This is a genomic window from Noviherbaspirillum aerium, assembly GCF_008929045.1.
GTDB lineage: Bacteria > Pseudomonadota > Gammaproteobacteria > Burkholderiales > Burkholderiaceae_D > Noviherbaspirillum > Noviherbaspirillum aerium.
On sequence record NZ_VFAH01000047.1, the window covers coordinates 1 to 16,703 of the forward strand.

Sequence of the window (16,703 nt, forward strand, 5' to 3'; positions counted from 1 at the left end):
TCCTGCAACGCCGCCTTCTGCCCGCCGCACCAGCATCATGCGAAGGTCGAGTTCAACGGCGGCCACCGCACCCACCGGCGCGGCGGCATCACCCAGCTCAGCGCCCAGCGCAGCCTGCAATCCTCGCGCGTGGCGCTCAACACCTTCGACTTCAAGGCGCCGTCGGCGCCACAATATGTCGAGCAGCCCACGCTGGCCAGGCAGGGCGACGTGCCGCAACTCGAAGTGTTCGACGGCAACCCCGCCTTCATGTACCGCAACGCCGGCGAAGGCGCGCGCGAAGCCAGGCAGCGCATGGAAGTGCTGGAATGGCAGGCCAAGCTGTTCGGCGGCGCCTCGGACTGCCGCAGCCTGAGCCCGGGCCGGACCTTCCAGCTCACCGAGCACCACTGGTTCGACGGCCACGATGACAGCGACGCCGACTTCCTGGTGGTATCGGTGAGCATCGACGCCCGGAACAACCATGCCGACCGCGGCAATGCGCCGGTATATGCCAACAGCTTCAGCTGCATCCGCCGCAAGATTCCCTACCGCCCCAGGCGTCAGCACAAGAAGCCGCGCATGCCGGGCCCGCAGACGGCCACGGTGGTCGGCCCCAAGGGGCAGGAAATCCACACCGACCCGCACGGGCGCATCAAGGTGCAGTTTCCCTGGGACAGGTACGGCCGGCACGATGAACGCAGCTCCTGCTGGATCCGGGTCTCGCAGCCCTGGGCCGGCGCCGGCTGGGGGACGGTGGCGATCCCGCGCATCGGCCAGGAAGTCGTCATCGACTATCTCGAAGGCGACCCGGACCGGCCGCTGTGCACGGGCAGGCTGTACAACAGCGCGCAGCCGCTGCCGTACGCATTGCCGGGCGCGGCGCACGTGATGGGCTTCAAGAGCCGTTCGACGCCTGGCGGAGGCGGCTTCTGCGAGATGGTGATCCATGACAGGAAGGGCCGGGAGCTGATCAACATCCACTCGCAGAAGGACATGGTGACCACGGTGCAGCATACGCAGGCCACGGTGGTGAACGGTCCGCACCAGACGAATACGGTGACGAACGGCTTCCAGGTGACGAAGGTGAAGAAGCGGGTGGAGCTGGAGTCGCAGACGGAGTTCATTCATCTGAAGGTGGCGACGAAGATTATGCTGGAGGTGGGGGCAAGCCGGATCGAGATGGCGGCGAACGGGAAGATCACGATACAGGGGCTGCATGTGGATGTGATCGGGGCGCAGCGGATTGATTTGAATACGAATGGAGCACCTCAAGCACAAAGCAGTGCTGCGCCAATTCCCGTTCATGCTACAGGCTTCGTCCCGTCGGAGTCTGCATCGGGGATGATGGGGTTAATGCAGGGGTTGCGTGGCGAGACGTCTGTCATGGAGAATCCGTCTACGGCAAAGACGCTAGGCAAGCATATCCGTACAGGCGGACAGATTGCCAATGAGATGTTCAATCCGAAGGAAATTGCACGGAGTGCTTGGGATGCCATTGATAGTGGCAATCCGGCGGACATCGCCATGGCGACAGCTGGCTTCTTGCCGATGGGGACGTTAGGAAAAGCACCTAGGGCAGCCGGAAAAGTATTGGCCGGGAAAGAGGTAAGCCTTGTGGAAGCAGGAAATGCCGAAATGGCAACCTCTCGCCTTTCACAAGCCGGAGGGTTAAAGGCCACTGAAGGCAAACAAGTTCTGAAAGCTGACGGCCAATTGAGCAATCCGACTCATCCTCTCGCGAAACATGGTCCCGATGTAAGTGACAAGTATCTTTACAATCGTGTTGCAGGCGAACTTGCTTTGAACAACCGCAAGGGATTACGCACTGCGTTTAACGATCGAGCGCAAATGGAAGATGCGATTGCTAAGACATTTGCGCAAAAACAAGCCGAGATTGATGCTTGGATCGGATCGCAACCACGTGCTGGCATTCCAAAACCCTTCGAAGCCAATCCACAAATGGGGAATTTAGGCAGAGGCTTTGAAATTGTTAATCCTGGAGGGCCAATCGTTCCTATTACTAGACCAATGCCAAATGTTAATCTAGTGTTACTGCCTGATGGTAAAGGCGGTTATCTGATCCATACCGCTCACCCATTCTAAAGAAGAGAATCCATGAAAACAGAAAACTTCAATTGGAAAACTGGCCTTGCGGACTTGTTTGGCGGAAGCGTCAACCAACAAACGCTTGAAGAGGCTGCAGAGCTGATGGTAAGTGTTAGCGTGTTGGATGTAGACTACCATGATGAGTGCCTTACCATGCTAAACGAGGGTATCCTCGCTGCTAAAGCAGGAGACAAATCCGTGATGGATTGCATAAATAAGAGTGGATACCAAGTCTCGACAACTCTAGAGGCAGCTAAACTACTAGCTGATTTCCGTGAAATCTATTTAAAAGAGTATGAACGCACTTGTAGCTAAAGAGAGAAGGCAGCGTGCTCAACGCAGCCTCAATTGGATTGGCTGAAATGTAATGATCCTTACCAAGAATTAATGCCGTTGTAAGATCGGCAACGGAAGTATCGTTCGCTCCAGCAAAAGTGTAGCCACCGCAAAGTTGGTTTTCAGCGAAATTGGCCTTTATGGAAAGAGATTCTCCATGAAGAAGAAACGGTTCGCTGTAGGGGAGATCGTCGCTGCCTCAAGGAAGGATGACCCTGCACCCGAATTAGGACGACGCCTACATAAAAATCCTGTGCTGAGGTAAGACGGATTTGCTGCAAGCCCGTGCTTTGCCGTCACATTCCGATGACGTTTTCCACATCCAGCACATTATGTAGATGAACTTCATTAAAGCCCCGGCACCAGGCGTCTATTTTGTTGCTTCCGTTCTCATGGAGACCGTGCAATCAAAAGACGAGGGCAAGCAAACAATCAAGACCTCGGCTTGTTTTGCGCCGTTTCAAGCAGCCGGATGGTTTCAGCGAGCTGAGAGTCATCCTGACGCTTCGTCTGCACTAGCCGTGCAAGCTCCAGTGGCGTTCTCCCATGGGTGTCACGAACATCCACTTTTGCACCATACTTGAGTAGCAACGCGACTTCTTTAGGCTCGCGGGAAATGGCGGCACCATGCAATGCAGTCCAACCATTCAGTCGCTCGTCGGGCGCATTGATATCCACGCCCTTGTCCAAGAAGAGGGCAAGTATTTCCTCTGCCTTTCTAGTGTCGCCCATCGAAATCGGGAATCGCGCGCCGGCCGATCGATTCAACTCAGCCAGATGCTCTTTGGAGAAAGTAGCGTGCCGAAGCACCTGCTCGCACGTCCAAGCACTCATGCGAACATTAACTTCCATGCAGGAAATCAGGTGTGCAGGACCGGCGCGCATCGACGAATAAACAAATGCCGTATACAGGACCACTAGAGAAACAGCAGAGGCAACCAAAAGCCATAGCAGCAATGACCTGATCGTTTCGCGATTCATGCCCATACCATTTCGACCCTTGAATTGGCTGTATAGAAAGGCACATTCCGTCTCTTGAAAGCAAGGCCATGGACTACAAGCTCGAAACGAGGTTTCAGGTTTTGAGCGATGCTGTTGCGTACGGATTCATAAGCTTTAACGTCTTCCAGATCGCGTTGTTTGGTATGTTTCCACCAATGTTCAACGAATTTCTGTGCGAGTTTCCTTGCCAACGGTTTCACACCGGACCCGGGTCGTACGATCGTCTCGCCAAGTATTTGGACGAATCCCATCGCGTAGGATCCCTCTATCGCCGCAACTAATGCGGATTGGGCTAAGCGCCGAGTATCGTTATTGATACTTAAGTTGCTAATTTCTTCAGAGCGATAGGGCCAGAAGAACTTGAGGATCTGTCGTGTTTCGTTTTCGTCGTGAACAAGCTCATTGTTCTGAAAGTCTGGAAAGCTGATCAAAATACTGCCCATGTAAATACCTTCCTTCCAAAGCTTGTGGGTGAGGAGTTAGAGATGGCAATATTGTTGGTAGGTTATTAACTTATTGTCAATGAGATATTGGATTGGTGTTGTGTCCGATAGGAAGTGATCAATCTTGAGCTGCGTCCATGCCGCGGAATCGATTGCGCCACTTGTTGGAAAATGCCTGACTTATTGCATTCTCCCTGCACAGTTGTGAAACCACAGTGTTGACTTGTATCTGGTTGAAGATGGCAATGATCGGGCTTTCCGACAGCGCGACTTCTTCATGTAAAGACCTTCTCATTCCTTATTGGAGAAAATTCCACCTTCAAGCCGGCTTACTTTTCGAAAGTATTGCGGCGGCAACGTGGACAATTTTTCGGTTTTTTGATGAGGTAGGGTGGAAGTAAGCCCGAGATGGAGTTGGAGTAAAGATTTTTTAGATGCCAACCTCAGAAGAGCCTGAGGGGCTCCATGACCAATATCTGCGTTAATAAATGCAAAAGGGCTTGGCCGAAGCCAAGCCCTTGAATCTTGGTGGCCCGGGGCGGAATCGAACCACCGACACAAGGATTTTCAATCCTCTGCTCTACCGACTGAGCTACCAGGCCAAGTTTATATGCACCTATCACACCAAGTGCATAAAGTTTAACGCCAAAGGTTTTCTTATCAAAATTCTTATCAAGTGCGCATCAACAAAAAAGCCGCACAAGGCGGCTTTCCGTAAGTCTTTGATTCTATTGGTCGGGGCGAGAGGATTCGAACCTCCGACCCCTTGCACCCCATGCAAGTACGCTACCAGGCTGCGCTACGCCCCGACGAAGCCCGCATTATAGCAGAGGCATTGTGATTTCCGCCACGCATCCGTGCAGGAAATCACAATGCTGTGTATTCAGTCGATTTTCGCCCCGGTACGCCGAATGATCGGCTCCCACTTTTTAGCCTCCGCAGCAATCAGTGTCCGGAAAGCGTCAGGCGTTCCGCCTGCAGTATCCAGCCCGGCATTGTTGAACCTCGCCTTCACGTCCGCCTGCTTCAGGATGGCGTCGATGTCCGTATTGAGGCGCTGCACGATGTCCGCCGGAGTACCCCTGGGAACGAGAACGCCATTCCAGGTAATGGATTCGAAACCGGGCAGGCCGGCCTCGGCCACGGTGGGCAGGTCTGGCAGGAGAGAGAAGCGGATGGGGCTGGTGACGGCGAGTGCCTTGATTTTGCCGGTCTTGATTTGGGGCATGATCACCGACGGCACGGAAAACAGGATCTGGGTTTCGCCGGATAGCAGGGACAACGCAGCCGGAGGCGCGCCGTTGTAGGGGATGTGAACAATGAAGCTGCTAGTCATGGTCTTGAACAGTTCCATCGTCAGGTGCGACGAGGAGCCGTTGCCGAGCTTGTCGCTGATGGTGCGGGCAATGATATCCAGCGAGGAGCCGCCGGGCGCGGCAACGACGAAGCGGATAGGCTTGCTTGGCCAGGTTTCAGCCATCGCGGCGGATGCGGCCGCCAGCAGCAGGGGAGCAAGAATGAGCTTGCGGAAGATCATGATCGGGTTTGTGGAATAGAATCGGAACCGTAGGATAGCATCGGGGTCTGCTTCTTCGCAGCATGGTGTGCCGCATAGCCTGCCATGCACTCCGCTACCCCGGCCCTAAAATTCAGGCTTCAAACTCCAACCGTTTCCAGACCTCTTCCGGACAAGAACAGCATGCCGATCAAGATTAGCCTTCAATTCGATGCCGGCGCGATTGAAGTGATTCGCGCCGAGCAGCCCGATGCCATTGAGCTCAACCTGCGCAAGGATTCCCATGCGGATGTGCTGCAATGGTTTTATTTCCGCTTGCAGGGCGCGCGCGGCCAGGCCTGCGCCATGCGGCTGATGAATGCCTCGCAGGCCGCCTTTCCCGGCGGCTGGAACAAATACCAGGCGGTGGCCAGCTACGACCGGGAAAACTGGTTTCGCGTACCCACCAGCTATGACGGCGCAGTGCTGACGATTTCGCACACGCCGGAGCGCGACAGCGTCTATTACGCCTACTTCGAGCCTTACTCATGGGAGCGGCATTTGCAGCTGCTCGGCAGGGTGGAGGCTTCGCCGGAAGGCCGCGTGCTGGATATCGGCAACACTGTCGACGGACGCGACATGAATGTCGCGGTGATCGGCAATCCCGATGCGGACAAGAAGATCTGGGTAATCGCGCGCCAGCATCCGGGCGAGACCATGGCGGAATGGTTTGTCGAAGGCATGCTGGAGGCATTGCTCGATCGGCACAATCCGCATGCAAGGCGTCTGCTGCAGAAGGCGGTGTTTTACGTGGTGCCGAACATGAACCCTGACGGTTCGGTGCGCGGCAACCTGCGCACCAATGCGGCCGGCGCCAATCTGAATCGCGAATGGATGCAGCCTTCGATGGAGCGCAGCCCGGAAGTGCTTGCTGTGCGCGGCATGATGCATGAGGTCGGCTGCGACCTGTTCCTCGATGTACACGGGGACGAAACGCTGCCTTACGTGTTCGTGGCCGGTTGCGAGATGTTGGAGGGCTTCACGGAAATGCAGCAGGCGGAACAGCAAGCCTTCATCGACAGCTTTGTGCGTTCCAGTCGCGATTTCCAGACGGTGCATGGCTATGAGGCCAGCAAGTACCGGGAAGAGATGCTGCAGCTGGCGTCGAAGTATGTCGGCCATACTTTCAAGTGCATTTCGCTGACATTGGAGATGCCCTTCAAGGACAATGCAGATCTGCCTGATCCGGCGGTGGGATGGAACGGCGCACGCAGTGCCCGGCTCGGAGCGGCTGTGCTGCAGCCGATGCTCGATGCACTGGAAAGGACATAACGATGGGCGTGGAAATCGAACGCAAATTCCTGGTGCGCGGCGAGGAATGGAAATCGCTGGGCGAGGGTGTGCTGTTGCGGCAGGGGTATCTGTCGTCGCAAGCCGAGCGCATCGTGCGGGTGCGGATCGAGGGTGACAGGGCGGTAATGACCATCAAGGGCAGGGCGGTTGGCGCAACCCGCGGGGAGTGGGAGTATCCGTTGCCGATGGAGGATGCGCGGGTGTTTCTCGATCAGCTTTGCGAGCGGCCCATCATCGAGAAGTATCGGTATCGCATCGTGCATGAAGGCATGACCTGGGAGGTCGATGAATTCCTGGGCGAGAACGCGGGGCTGGTTGTCGCGGAGATTGAGCTGGAGTCGGAAGCGCAGGTGTTTGCGAAGCCGGATTGGGCGGGGGAGGAAGTGACGCATGAGGCGCGGTATTACAACTCCAACCTGCTGCGGCATCCGTACTCGCGATGGTAGTTGGAGGCGATATTCTTCGTGCTGCGCCATGCCTTGGTTACGCATCGGAGCGCTGTAGCTTGAGCAATCCGTTTTGGAAAGTAGTGCAGGCCTGCGTGTGTGCTCTCGAGCGGCTTGTCCGGAGAGTTTGGGGCAAGAGCAAGATGCGGAGAACGTGCAGGCACGGAGGCCTGCACTACCAGGTTATTTTTATCTTGGCTGAATCGTGAAAGTAGAGCGGCTTCTAACTATGGCGCGACTCCTTGTGCCTCGTTTCATGCGCAGGATGTCAGCGAGGTGCAGTGGCAACTTGAGGTTGGCGATGATGGTTGCCTTGTTCTAATCCATCCCGACCTTGAGCCGTCCACCCCGTCGCTTGCAGGCGGCTCCGACTACGGCAGGCGCAACGCAGAGCGTTGTTAAACCCTTGCCACGTCCCCTTGAAGGGGATGGAATGTCGGAGGCATGCGCCGCCGGGTTATTTGATCCGCATTCAAGATCTGCGTCCAATTACTGCGCGCCGCAGCGCGAACCAATCCCGGCAGTCGGCCATTCCGCACTCAATGAAAATGCCCCGCGCCGGCAGGCGCATCTTCCGGCATCTCCGCATGCACCAGTTCCGCCTCTGCATCCGGATACAGCGGCGCGCCGCAGTCATCGCAGAACTCCGTCGGGAACTGTTCATTGTGCCGCTTGATGTGCGTGATGCCGCAGGCGCGCAGGAGGGCGATGATCTGTTCCAGCGGGGTGCGGACGTCGGTATCGAGCAGCTCGGGCGTGGTCAGCGATTCGAAGCTGGTCACGGCCGTGATGTCTTCATCTTCGGCGCCGTACAGCGGCCAGACGATGCCATAGATGACTTCCGGATTCTGGCGCAGCGTGAAGGCGATACGGTATTCATCGACGCCTTCTTCACCCGGTTCTTCGCTGAAACTGCCGATGATGGCGCGCAGGCCGCTGGGCTCGACGCCGAGCGTGAAGGTGAGGTAATGCACGGCTGCGCGGATCGATGCGGGACGTATCTGGCGGTCGGCTTCGCGGCAGGCGACGTAATAGGCTTCCGGCATCAGCAGTTCAACGCCGCATCCCGGCAACAGCGACGAGATGTTCGGCGTGGCCTGCTTGCGCCAGTGTTCCAGCGCGCGGTCGCGCTCGTTCGGATGCAGGCTGGCTTGCCACGCAAACAGCGGCGCGCCTGCCGGCGCCGCAACAGCGGCCAGCAGATAACGGGTATCGGCCAGGAAAGGAGCAGTCTCCGGTGCGTTGCCTTGGGTGCGGACGGCGGTTCCCTTGATCGCGGCCTGTGCCATGCGTTGCGTGAGGCTGTAAGTCTCGGTGTGGGTGCGCGGCAGCTGGTCAATGGAAAACAGGGTCGGCGCCATGGACAGTCGCGTTTCCGGCGCCAGCAGATGTCCATGAACGTGGGCGCACAGGGTGTTGCGCATGTCTTCGCTGATCGGGCCGGAAGCGATGGTGAACCGTGTCCAGGCCAGGATGGGAATGGCGATCAGCAATGCCTGGTAGGTCACGCCGTCGTGTTCGACGACGCAGGATTCGCTGCAGGCTTCGACTGATTCCATCAAGGCATCGTAGGCCGGAAGGTCCGCCTTGAACAAATGCTCCAGCGCGGCTTCGATGCTGTCCTGGTGCGATCCCTTGAGCGCCTTGTGGAGCGAAGCGTCAAGTGTCTGCTCCCAGATGCGTTCTTCCATTCTGCTGGCTGCCTGCGACATTCCTTGTGCAAGCGAGACCAGACGCTGACTGTCCGACGATAGCCTGTTGAGGGAACTCTTGGAGATACGGCGCATGGTTAACCTGATTCAAAAAGGGAACATTATTGTAGTTGATTCAACAGCTTGCCATCAAAACAGGAGGGATGGGAGGAAAGGGATCAAAGGCTTGTCGTTCCAGGGAAGACAGTTCTCATTGCATGATGCCAATGTTGCCGTCGTGCGCGGCTCTTGATTACGCAAGCACGCAGGTCCAGGGCACGCCGGCAATGCATGCAGTATAGGCCGAAAAAAGCAAAAAGCCGCATGCACAAGCATGCGGCTTTCTTGAAGGCGAAAGTAAAGCAGCCGGGCTGGCTTATTTGGTCGGAGCCGGAGTGGTATCGGCGGGGGCGCCGGGAGCAGCCGGAGTTGCCGGAGCGGCTGGCGCAGCGGGCGTTGCCGGTGTCGACGCGGAGCCGTGTGCTTCGGTCGGGTTGTGGCCGGCGGCCTCACCCTGCATGTCGACCTTGTCGCCGCCTTTCATGATGACGAACAGGGCAAGCAGGGCGAAAGCGATGAATGCAACAAATATCTTCCACATGGAAAAGTCTCCTTCAGGTTGTCAATCTTTGAATCGGAATGATGGCCGGACGTATCCGGCGCCGGTATGGATCTATCTTGGCGCAAGCATAACGTCGCATGCTTACATCTGCCTTGCACGATGCGCATTATCAAAGCACGCGGACGCACTGCCTTTCCCAGCGAAGATTGCAGAGCGGGCAGGGTTACGCAAGAAGAAAGGAAGCCGGCGGGCCGCATGTCCGGCGGGCTGCATAAGCGGCCCGCCGGATGCCGGAATGAACGATCAGGCTGCGAGCAGCTGACGCAGCACGAATGGCAGGATGCCGCCGTGCTTGTAGTAATCAACTTCAATCGGCGTATCGATACGCAGCAGCAGCTGGACTTCCTGCTTGCTGCCGTCCGCGCGGGTGATGACCAGCGTGGCGTTCTGCTGCGGCTTGAGGTCGCCCTCCAGGCCTTGCAGGTCGAAGGTTTCGTTGCCGGTGATGTTCAGCGTCTGCACGCTGTCGTCGCCGATGAACTGCAGCGGCAGCACGCCCATGCCGACCAGGTTGGAGCGGTGGATGCGCTCGAAGGAACGCGCGACCACGGCCTTGACGCCCAGCAACTGCGTGCCTTTTGCGGCCCAGTCGCGGGAGGAGCCGGTGCCGTATTCCTCGCCGGCGAAGATCATGGTCGGCACGCCTTCGTCGATGTACTTCATCGCCGCGTCGTAGATCGACAGCTGTTCGCCGCTCGGCTGGTGGATGGTGAGGCCGCCTTCGATGCGGGAGCCGTCTTCCTTCGGCGGGATCATCAGGTTCTTGATCCGCACGTTGGCGAAAGTGCCGCGCATCATCACTTCATGGTTGCCGCGCCGCGAGCCATAGGAATTGAAGTCCGCCTTCAGCACCCCGTTTTCAATCAGCCACTTGCCTGCCGGGCTGGATTCCTTGATGGAGCCCGCCGGGGAGATATGGTCGGTGGTGATCGAGTCGCCGAACACGCCGAGGGCACGTGCGCCGGAAATGCCGGCGGCGGCCGCCTTCGGCTGCATGTCGAAATCGCTGAAGAAGGGCGGCTCGGCGATATAGGTGGACTTTGGCCAGTTGTAGACATCGCCCTGGGCGATGCCCTTGATCTGCTGCCACAGCTTGCCGGGAGCGGCCTGCACATCGGAGTAGTTGTTCTTGTACTTGTTCGGGTTCATCGCGAACTTGGCGACCAGCTGGTTGACTTCCTGCGAGTTGGGCCAGATGTCGCCGATGAAGACGTCGCGCCCGCCCTTGCCCTTGCCGAGCGGTTCGGTCATCAGATCCTTGAGCACCGTGCCGGCGATCGCGTAGGCGACCACCAGCGGCGGCGAGGCGAGGAAGTTGGCGCGGATGTTCGGATGGATGCGCGCCTCGAAGTTGCGGTTGCCGGACAGTACCGCGGCGGCAACGACGTCGTTCTCGACGATGGCTTCGTTCAGTTCCGCCGTCAGGTCGCCGGAATTGCCGATACAGGTGGAGCAGCCGTAGGAAGTGACCACGAAGCCCAGCTTTTCCAGGTAGGGCAGCAGGCCGGCCGCTTCCAGGTAATCGGTGACGATGCGCGAGCCGGGCGACAGCGATGTCTTGATATGCGGGGCGACCGTCAGTCCGGCTTCCACCGCCTTCTTTGCGAGCAGGCCGGCGGCCAGCATTACGTTCGGGTTGGAGGTGTTGGTGCAGGAGGTGATGGCGGCGATCAGGATATCGCCGTTGCGCAGCGCAACGCCGTCCTTGGTCTCGTAGCCCGCCTCGAGGTCTTCCGGCTTCTTGTTGAAGCCGTTCTCGGCGACCGGCTTGGAAAACAGTTCGGTGAAGTTGGATTTGACATTGCCGATTTCAATGCGGTCCTGCGGGCGCTTCGGGCCGGCCAGCGAGGGCGCGACGGTGCCGAGGTCGAGGGTCACCACGCTGGAGTAATCGATGTCGCCTTCGCGCGGCGTGCCGAACATGCCCTGGGCGCGGAAGTAGCTCTCGAAGGCATCGATTTCCGCCTTGCTGCGGCCGGTGCCCTGGAAGTATTCGAGGGTGGCTTCATCGACCGGGAAGAAGCCCATGGTGGCGCCGTATTCCGGCGCCATGTTGCCGATGGTGGCGCGGTCCGTGGTTGACAGCGAAGCAACGCCTTCACCGAAGAATTCGACGAACTTGCCGACGACCTTTTCCTTGCGCAGCAGTTCGGTGATGGTCAATACCAGGTCGGTGCCGGTAACGCCTTCGCGCAGCTGGCCGGTCAGGTTGACGCCGACCACGTCCGGCGTCAGGAAGTAGACCGGCTGGCCGAGCATGCCGGCTTCGGCTTCGATGCCGCCCACACCCCAGCCGACCACGCCGATGCCGTTGATCATGGTGGTATGGGAATCGGTGCCGACCAGGGTGTCGGGATAGTAAATGTCCTGTTTCTTGTGCACGCCGCGCGCCAGGTATTCGAGGTTCACCTGGTGCACGATGCCGAAGCCCGGCGGGACGACGCCGAAGGTGTCGAAGGCCTGCATGCCCCACTTCATGAACTGGTAGCGCTCGTTGTTGCGCTGGAATTCCAGTTTCATGTTGAGGTCGAGCGCATTCTTGACGCGGGCATGGTCGACCTGTACCGAGTGGTCGACCACCAGGTCGACCGGGACGAGCGGTTCAATGTTCTTGGGCTTCTTGCCCATCTTGGAAGCGACGCCGCGCATGGCGGCCAGATCGGCGAGGAGGGGGACGCCGGTGAAGTCCTGCAGGATGACGCGGGCCACGACGAAGGGAATCTCGTCGACGCGGGCGCCCCTCGGGCTCCAGTTGGCAAGCTGGCGCACATGCTCTTCCGTCACCTTCTTGCCGTCGCAGTTGCGCAGCACCGATTCCAGCACGATGCGGATCGAGACGGGCAGGCGGGAGACGTCCACGCCGAGGTTCTCTCCAAGTGCGGGCAGCGAGTAAAGTTTGCCTTTCCTGGAACCCGAGAGCTTGAATTCCTTGAGCGTGTTCAGAGTATTGCGAGACATAACCTCTCCTTAAAATTATTAGAACTGAACTAAACCTTGCAACTTTAACGCATACCCGACTCGCATGCCCATGGGCCGGTCAAACCGGATGCGGAAGATCAGCCTTTTTCGGCGGTCTTCGCCTGGATCTGCTCCGGGCTCTTGCATTCGTTGGCGAGCTGCTGCCCCTTCTTGGAGTCAAGCAGCATGCCCTTTGCGGGGATGCCGATCCATACCAGGCCTTTCTTGGTATTTTCGAAGCGGTTCGCTCCCGTGGAGGTGGTCACCCGGGTCATGTGATGCAGCTTCTTGTTCCAGCGCAGGGCGATCTGGTCCTGGTCCGCCAACTGGTATATGGTCAGCTTGTTGCCGAGTTCGCAATCGAATGCGGTGGAAGTCATGCCGGCGACATCCGGTTCCTTGTCATCATCGTCCGCAGCAGCTGCTGCCTCTTTCTTGGCGGCAGGTTTTTTGGCGGGCGCCTTCTCCTTCTTTGTCGTCTGGCCCTGTGCGGGCGTTTCGGCGATAGCAGGCAGGCCGAAGGCGACTCCGGTAACGAGAAGGATGATGGCAGATATGGTTTTCATGAAAATATTCCCTTTGGTGCGCGCCGGGTTGGGGAAGTCGGTCAAGCGGTCGCGCGTGCTACAACAGACTACCTGCCGATTCGGGCAGCGGCATGCCGCTCGCCTTTGCCCGCTGCAGGACAGTCCAATAGTAGCGGTAACTGGCCCTGTCATGAAGCTTGCCGTTGTATTTTATCGGTCCCCACTGCGCCGCCTGGGCCTCGGTCAGGATATTCACGGCTTCATTGACTTCCGATCCGCGCGGCGACAGCGCCTTGACGATGGGCTTGATCTGGTCGGGATGAATGCTCCACATGCGGGTAAAACCGAGCTCGCCGGCGGCACGCGTGGCATCATTGGCAACGACCGCGGTATCCTTGATTTCGGTCGTGACGTTATGGGAGGGCACCTTGCCGTGGGCATGACAGGCTGCGGACATCTCCAGCTTGGCGCGCACCACCAGCGGATGGGTGAACTGGCCGGGCGTACGCATGGCGTTGCCGGGAATGGCGCCATAGTGGGCGGACACGAAATCCATGATGCCGAATGACAGGCACTGGACTTGCGGCAGCGCCGCAATCTTCTGCACTTCCGCCAGTGCGCCGTGGGTTTCGATCAGCACGTGGACCGGCAGGTTGGTGCGGCCGGCCGCTTTCGCATGGCGGTTGATGACGGTGATGGCTTTCTTGACTTCGGCCACGCCGCTCACCTTGGGCAGCACCAGGTAGGCAAGCCGTTGCGCAGCACCGCTGCAGATGATCTCGACATCCTGCTCGAAGCAGGGATGGCTGAAATCATGAACCCGCGCACCGATGCGCTCGAAGCGGTTCTCCTCGCCGGCAATCAGCGACGCCACCAGGCGCGCATGCGCTTCTTCATTGCCGGCGCTGGCGCCGTCCTCGCAGTCGAAGGTGATGTCAAAAATGGGACCAAGCTCTTGTTGCAGGGCAAGCGACTTGCGCATGAGCTTTTCGGAACCGGCATAGTGGTCGCAGACTGGAATGCCGGGCGGCATGAGCGTGCCCTGGAATAAGACCTCGGAGGGATGCATGATTGGCGTATCCATCAGTGGTGATTTCAATAGGGGAGCGTAGGGTAGTGCGTTGCACGGGCCAATAAATGAACATGCCGGGATGTTCCCGGCATGCATCATTCAACAGCACATGAGGTCAGGCTTAGCCAACCAGATGCTTGACGCCGTCGCGCTCTTCCATCAGTTCCTTCAGCGTCAGGTTGATGCGCTCTTGCGAGAACGCGTCGATCTGCAGGCCCTGGACGATCTTGTATTCGCCGTTTTCAGTCGTGACGGGGAAGCCGAACATGGTGCCTTCCGGGATGCCGTAGGAGCCGTCGGACGGGATGCCCATCGTGGTCCACTTGCCGTTGGTGCCGAGCACCCAGTCGCGCACGTGGTCGATGGCGGCGTTGGCAGCGGAAGCAGCGGAAGACAGGCCGCGCGCCTCGATGATGGCGGCGCCGCGCTTGCCGACTGTCGGCAGGTACACGTCCTTGGTCCAGGCTTCGTCATTGACCAGTGCCTTGGCGGGCTGGCCGTCGACCAGGGCGTTGGTGAAGTCGGCGTACATGGTCGGGGAGTGGTTGCCCCAGACGCACAGCTTCTCGATCGAAGTGATCGGCTTGCCGACCTTGGCCGCCAGCTGCGACAGCGCGCGGTTGTGGTCGAGGCGCAGCATCGCGGTGAAGTTCTTTGCAGGCAGGCTCGGTGCCGATTTCATTGCAATGTAGGCATTGGTGTTGGCCGGATTGCCGACCACCAGCACCTTGACGTTGCGGGAGGCGACGGCGTCGAGGGCCTTGCCCTGGACGGTGAAGATCTGCGCATTGGCTTCGAGCAGATCCTTGCGCTCCATGCCGGGGCCGCGCGGACGGGCGCCGACCAGCAGGGCGACGTCGGCATCCTTGAATGCGGTCATCGGGTCGCTGTGCGCGGTCATGCCGGCCAGCAGCGGGAATGCGCAGTCGTCGATTTCCATCATTACGCCCTTGAGCGCCTTCTGGGCCTTTTCATCCGGGATTTCGAGCAGCTGCAGAATAACCGGCTGGTCCTTGCCGAGCATGTCGCCGTTGGCGATGCGGAACAGCAGGGAATAGCCGATTTGACCGGCGGCACCGGTGACGGCAACGCGCATTGGGGCTTTAGCCATGATGAATCTCCAAAGAGGGAATGAAAATGGGCGAAACTGTTATAAGGAATTTCTGCAAGCCTGTAATAATACCAATACCGCCGGACGACGTCAGACGACAAAGGCGTCCTTGGCCTGGGTCAAGGCATGTTGCGCATGCCGCAGCCGGTGATCTTCTTATGGACTTGTCTTGCAAGGAATGCTCGCGAGTGTAGGCTTACCGTTACAGTCTGTCAATCCGCATCTTATGTCTTATATAAGACAGATGTCATAGCACTTTTTGCTAGACTGCAAGGCACCTTTTGTGGTGAAATCCCATTATGAGTTCCGCCACGTCCAATCTGACTGTCAACGGGGCGCCCACGTCAGGCGCCGGGTCAACCGCCTCCGGAACTTCTCCCACCTTCAGTCCGCTTTATCAGCAGATCAAGGCGCTGATTCTGCAGAGCCTGCAGTCCGGTGAATGGAAGCCGGGCGAACTCATTCCCAGCGAAGTCGAACTCGCCCACCGCTTCAAGGTGAGCCAGGGTACGGTGCGCAAGGCGATTGACGAGCTGGCCTCGGAGAACCTCGTGGTTCGCCGGCAGGGAAAGGGAACCTTCGTTGCCACGCATCATGAGGCGCGTGCGCAATTCCGCTTTTTGCGGTTGATGCCGGATGCCGGCGAACCGCACCATGCCGACAACAAGATCCTCGAAGTCAAGAGACTGCGCGCGCCCGCAGAAGTGGCGCGGCAACTGGATATCAAGTCGGGTGATTCCGTCATTTTCATCAAGCGCGTCCAGTCCTTCGACGGCGCGCCCACCATTGTGGAAGAACTGTGGCTGCCGGGAATGATCTTCAAGGGTCTGACCGTCGAGCGCCTGGTCGAATACAAGGGGCCGATGTACGGGTTGTTCGAGTCGGAGTTCGGCACGAGAATGATTCGTGCCAGTGAACGCATCCGTGCCGTCGCCGCAGACGAATCCACTGCAAGCTTGCTCAATGTCGCGCAAAATACACCTTTGCTCAGTGTCGAACGCGTTTCCTTCACCTACGGCGACAAGCCGGTGGAAGTGCGTCGGGGCTTGTATCTGACTGATCGGCACCATTATCAGAACGATTTGAGCTGATGCGGGAAGGGTGTCCGGAAGCGAAAGACGGGTGGACGCGTTTTGCACCGCGGTCGCTTGCCGCACCAAAAATTGTCGCAGGTAAAGATTGTGTTTGGTGTGCCGCACAAAAATCGGCGAAAATTACGGGATTTTTAAGCTCAGGGAGGTTCTTCTCATGTCAGAAGCCGTAAAGAAAAATCGGCAAAAGTATGGCGTCATGACCTTTGCGGACATTGCGCACTACCGGTTGCCACTGGCAGCCTATCTATCCATCCTGCACCGCATCAGCGGCGCAGCCCTGTTCCTGCTCCTGCCGTTCATCCTGTACCTGCTCGACAGAAGCCTCACCTCCGAGATCTCCTTCGAATACCTCAAGGGCTTCACCTCCGGCTGGTTCGTCAAGCTCGTCATCCTCGGCCTGGTCTGGGCCTACCTGCACCATTTCTTCGCCGGCCTGCGCCACCTCGGCATGGATTTCCACATCGG

The 16,703-nt window shown here is 58.4% G+C and carries 16 protein-coding genes and 2 tRNA genes; 7 read left to right on the forward strand and 11 right to left on the reverse strand.

The genetic code is table 11. The features are described 5' to 3' along the window. The coding region (gene tssI, locus FH061_RS29250) for a type VI secretion system tip protein TssI/VgrG (protein WP_151639362.1) at positions 1-2,085 on the forward strand (2,085 nt) is incomplete at its 5' end. Positions 2,086-2,097: 12 nt separating this feature from the next. Then, positions 2,098-2,403: a hypothetical protein gene (locus FH061_RS29255; RefSeq protein ID WP_151639363.1), complete on the forward strand. Its 306-nt coding sequence runs from the start codon at positions 2,098-2,100 to the stop codon at positions 2,401-2,403. 453 nt (positions 2,404-2,856) lie between these two features. On the opposite strand, the gene FH061_RS29260 is transcribed toward FH061_RS29255, so the two are convergent. The 5 genes from FH061_RS29260 to FH061_RS29280 form a co-directional block, all read right to left on the reverse strand. Then, positions 2,857-3,405 carry an ankyrin repeat domain-containing protein gene (locus FH061_RS29260; RefSeq protein WP_192805323.1) on the reverse strand — a complete coding sequence of 183 codons (549 nt, stop codon included), beginning with the start codon at positions 3,403-3,405 and terminating at the stop codon, positions 2,857-2,859. Continuing rightward, positions 3,402-3,869: a hypothetical protein gene (locus tag FH061_RS29265; RefSeq protein ID WP_151639365.1), complete on the reverse strand. Its 468-nt coding sequence runs from the start codon at positions 3,867-3,869 to the stop codon at positions 3,402-3,404. The genes FH061_RS29260 and FH061_RS29265 overlap by 4 nt, the downstream gene beginning before the upstream one ends. A gap of 526 nt (positions 3,870-4,395) precedes the next feature. Beyond that, positions 4,396-4,471, reverse strand: a tRNA-Phe gene (locus tag FH061_RS29270). A 130-nt stretch (positions 4,472-4,601) separates the two neighbouring features. Then, positions 4,602-4,678 (reverse strand) — tRNA-Pro (locus tag FH061_RS29275). 74 nt (positions 4,679-4,752) lie between these two features. Then, positions 4,753-5,406 (reverse strand): tripartite tricarboxylate transporter substrate-binding protein, encoded by a 654-nt coding sequence (locus FH061_RS29280; protein WP_151639366.1) that lies wholly within the window; start codon positions 5,404-5,406, stop codon positions 4,753-4,755. Positions 5,407-5,568: 162 nt separating this feature from the next. On the opposite strand from FH061_RS29280, the gene FH061_RS29285 reads away from it, so the two are divergent. Further along, positions 5,569-6,696 (forward strand): M14 family metallopeptidase, encoded by a 1,128-nt coding sequence (locus FH061_RS29285; RefSeq protein ID WP_151639367.1) that lies wholly within the window; start codon positions 5,569-5,571, stop codon positions 6,694-6,696. A 2-nt stretch (positions 6,697-6,698) separates the two neighbouring features. Next, positions 6,699-7,163 (forward strand): CYTH domain-containing protein, encoded by a 465-nt coding sequence (locus tag FH061_RS29290; protein WP_151639368.1) that lies wholly within the window; start codon positions 6,699-6,701, stop codon positions 7,161-7,163. 539 nt (positions 7,164-7,702) lie between these two features. On the opposite strand, the gene FH061_RS29295 is transcribed toward FH061_RS29290, so the two are convergent. Next, complete coding sequence (locus FH061_RS29295; protein ID WP_151639369.1) at positions 7,703-8,950, reverse strand: DUF2863 family protein; 1,248 nt, start codon at positions 8,948-8,950, stop codon at positions 7,703-7,705. Between FH061_RS29295 and FH061_RS30810 the strand changes: the two genes are divergently transcribed. Continuing rightward, positions 8,949-9,107 carry a hypothetical protein gene (locus tag FH061_RS30810; protein WP_192805324.1) on the forward strand — a complete coding sequence of 53 codons (159 nt, stop codon included), beginning with the start codon at positions 8,949-8,951 and terminating at the stop codon, positions 9,105-9,107. The two genes, FH061_RS29295 and FH061_RS30810, sit on opposite strands and share 2 nt — an antisense overlap. 123 nt (positions 9,108-9,230) lie before the next feature. Here the strand turns inward: FH061_RS30810 and FH061_RS29300 are convergent, their stop codons facing one another. The 5 genes from FH061_RS29300 to FH061_RS29320 all read right to left on the reverse strand — a co-directional run bounded on the left by FH061_RS29300 (position 9,231) and on the right by FH061_RS29320 (position 15,144). Continuing rightward, a complete protein-coding gene (locus tag FH061_RS29300) occupies positions 9,231-9,455 on the reverse strand; it encodes a hypothetical protein (RefSeq protein WP_151639370.1) in 225 nt (74 codons plus the stop codon). 264 nt (positions 9,456-9,719) lie between these two features. Beyond that, complete coding sequence (gene acnA / locus FH061_RS29305) at positions 9,720-12,434, reverse strand: aconitate hydratase AcnA (RefSeq protein WP_151639371.1); 2,715 nt, start codon at positions 12,432-12,434, stop codon at positions 9,720-9,722. A gap of 98 nt (positions 12,435-12,532) precedes the next feature. Beyond that, positions 12,533-13,000: a hypothetical protein gene (locus tag FH061_RS29310; RefSeq protein ID WP_151639372.1), complete on the reverse strand. Its 468-nt coding sequence runs from the start codon at positions 12,998-13,000 to the stop codon at positions 12,533-12,535. A 58-nt stretch (positions 13,001-13,058) separates the two neighbouring features. Continuing rightward, positions 13,059-14,030: an HpcH/HpaI aldolase/citrate lyase family protein gene (locus tag FH061_RS29315; protein ID WP_151639373.1), complete on the reverse strand. Its 972-nt coding sequence runs from the start codon at positions 14,028-14,030 to the stop codon at positions 13,059-13,061. A 124-nt stretch (positions 14,031-14,154) separates the two neighbouring features. Then, positions 14,155-15,144 (reverse strand): malate dehydrogenase, encoded by a 990-nt coding sequence (locus FH061_RS29320; RefSeq protein ID WP_151639374.1) that lies wholly within the window; start codon positions 15,142-15,144, stop codon positions 14,155-14,157. A gap of 299 nt (positions 15,145-15,443) precedes the next feature. Here FH061_RS29320 and FH061_RS29325 point away from each other — a divergent pair, with 299 nt between their 5' ends. Together FH061_RS29325 and sdhC are read left to right on the forward strand one after the other, a co-directional pair. Further along, positions 15,444-16,235 carry a GntR family transcriptional regulator gene (locus FH061_RS29325; protein WP_151639375.1) on the forward strand — a complete coding sequence of 264 codons (792 nt, stop codon included), beginning with the start codon at positions 15,444-15,446 and terminating at the stop codon, positions 16,233-16,235. 157 nt (positions 16,236-16,392) lie between these two features. Then, on the forward strand, positions 16,393-16,703 hold a 311-nt coding region (gene sdhC, locus FH061_RS29330), incomplete at its 3' end, for a succinate dehydrogenase, cytochrome b556 subunit (RefSeq protein WP_151639094.1).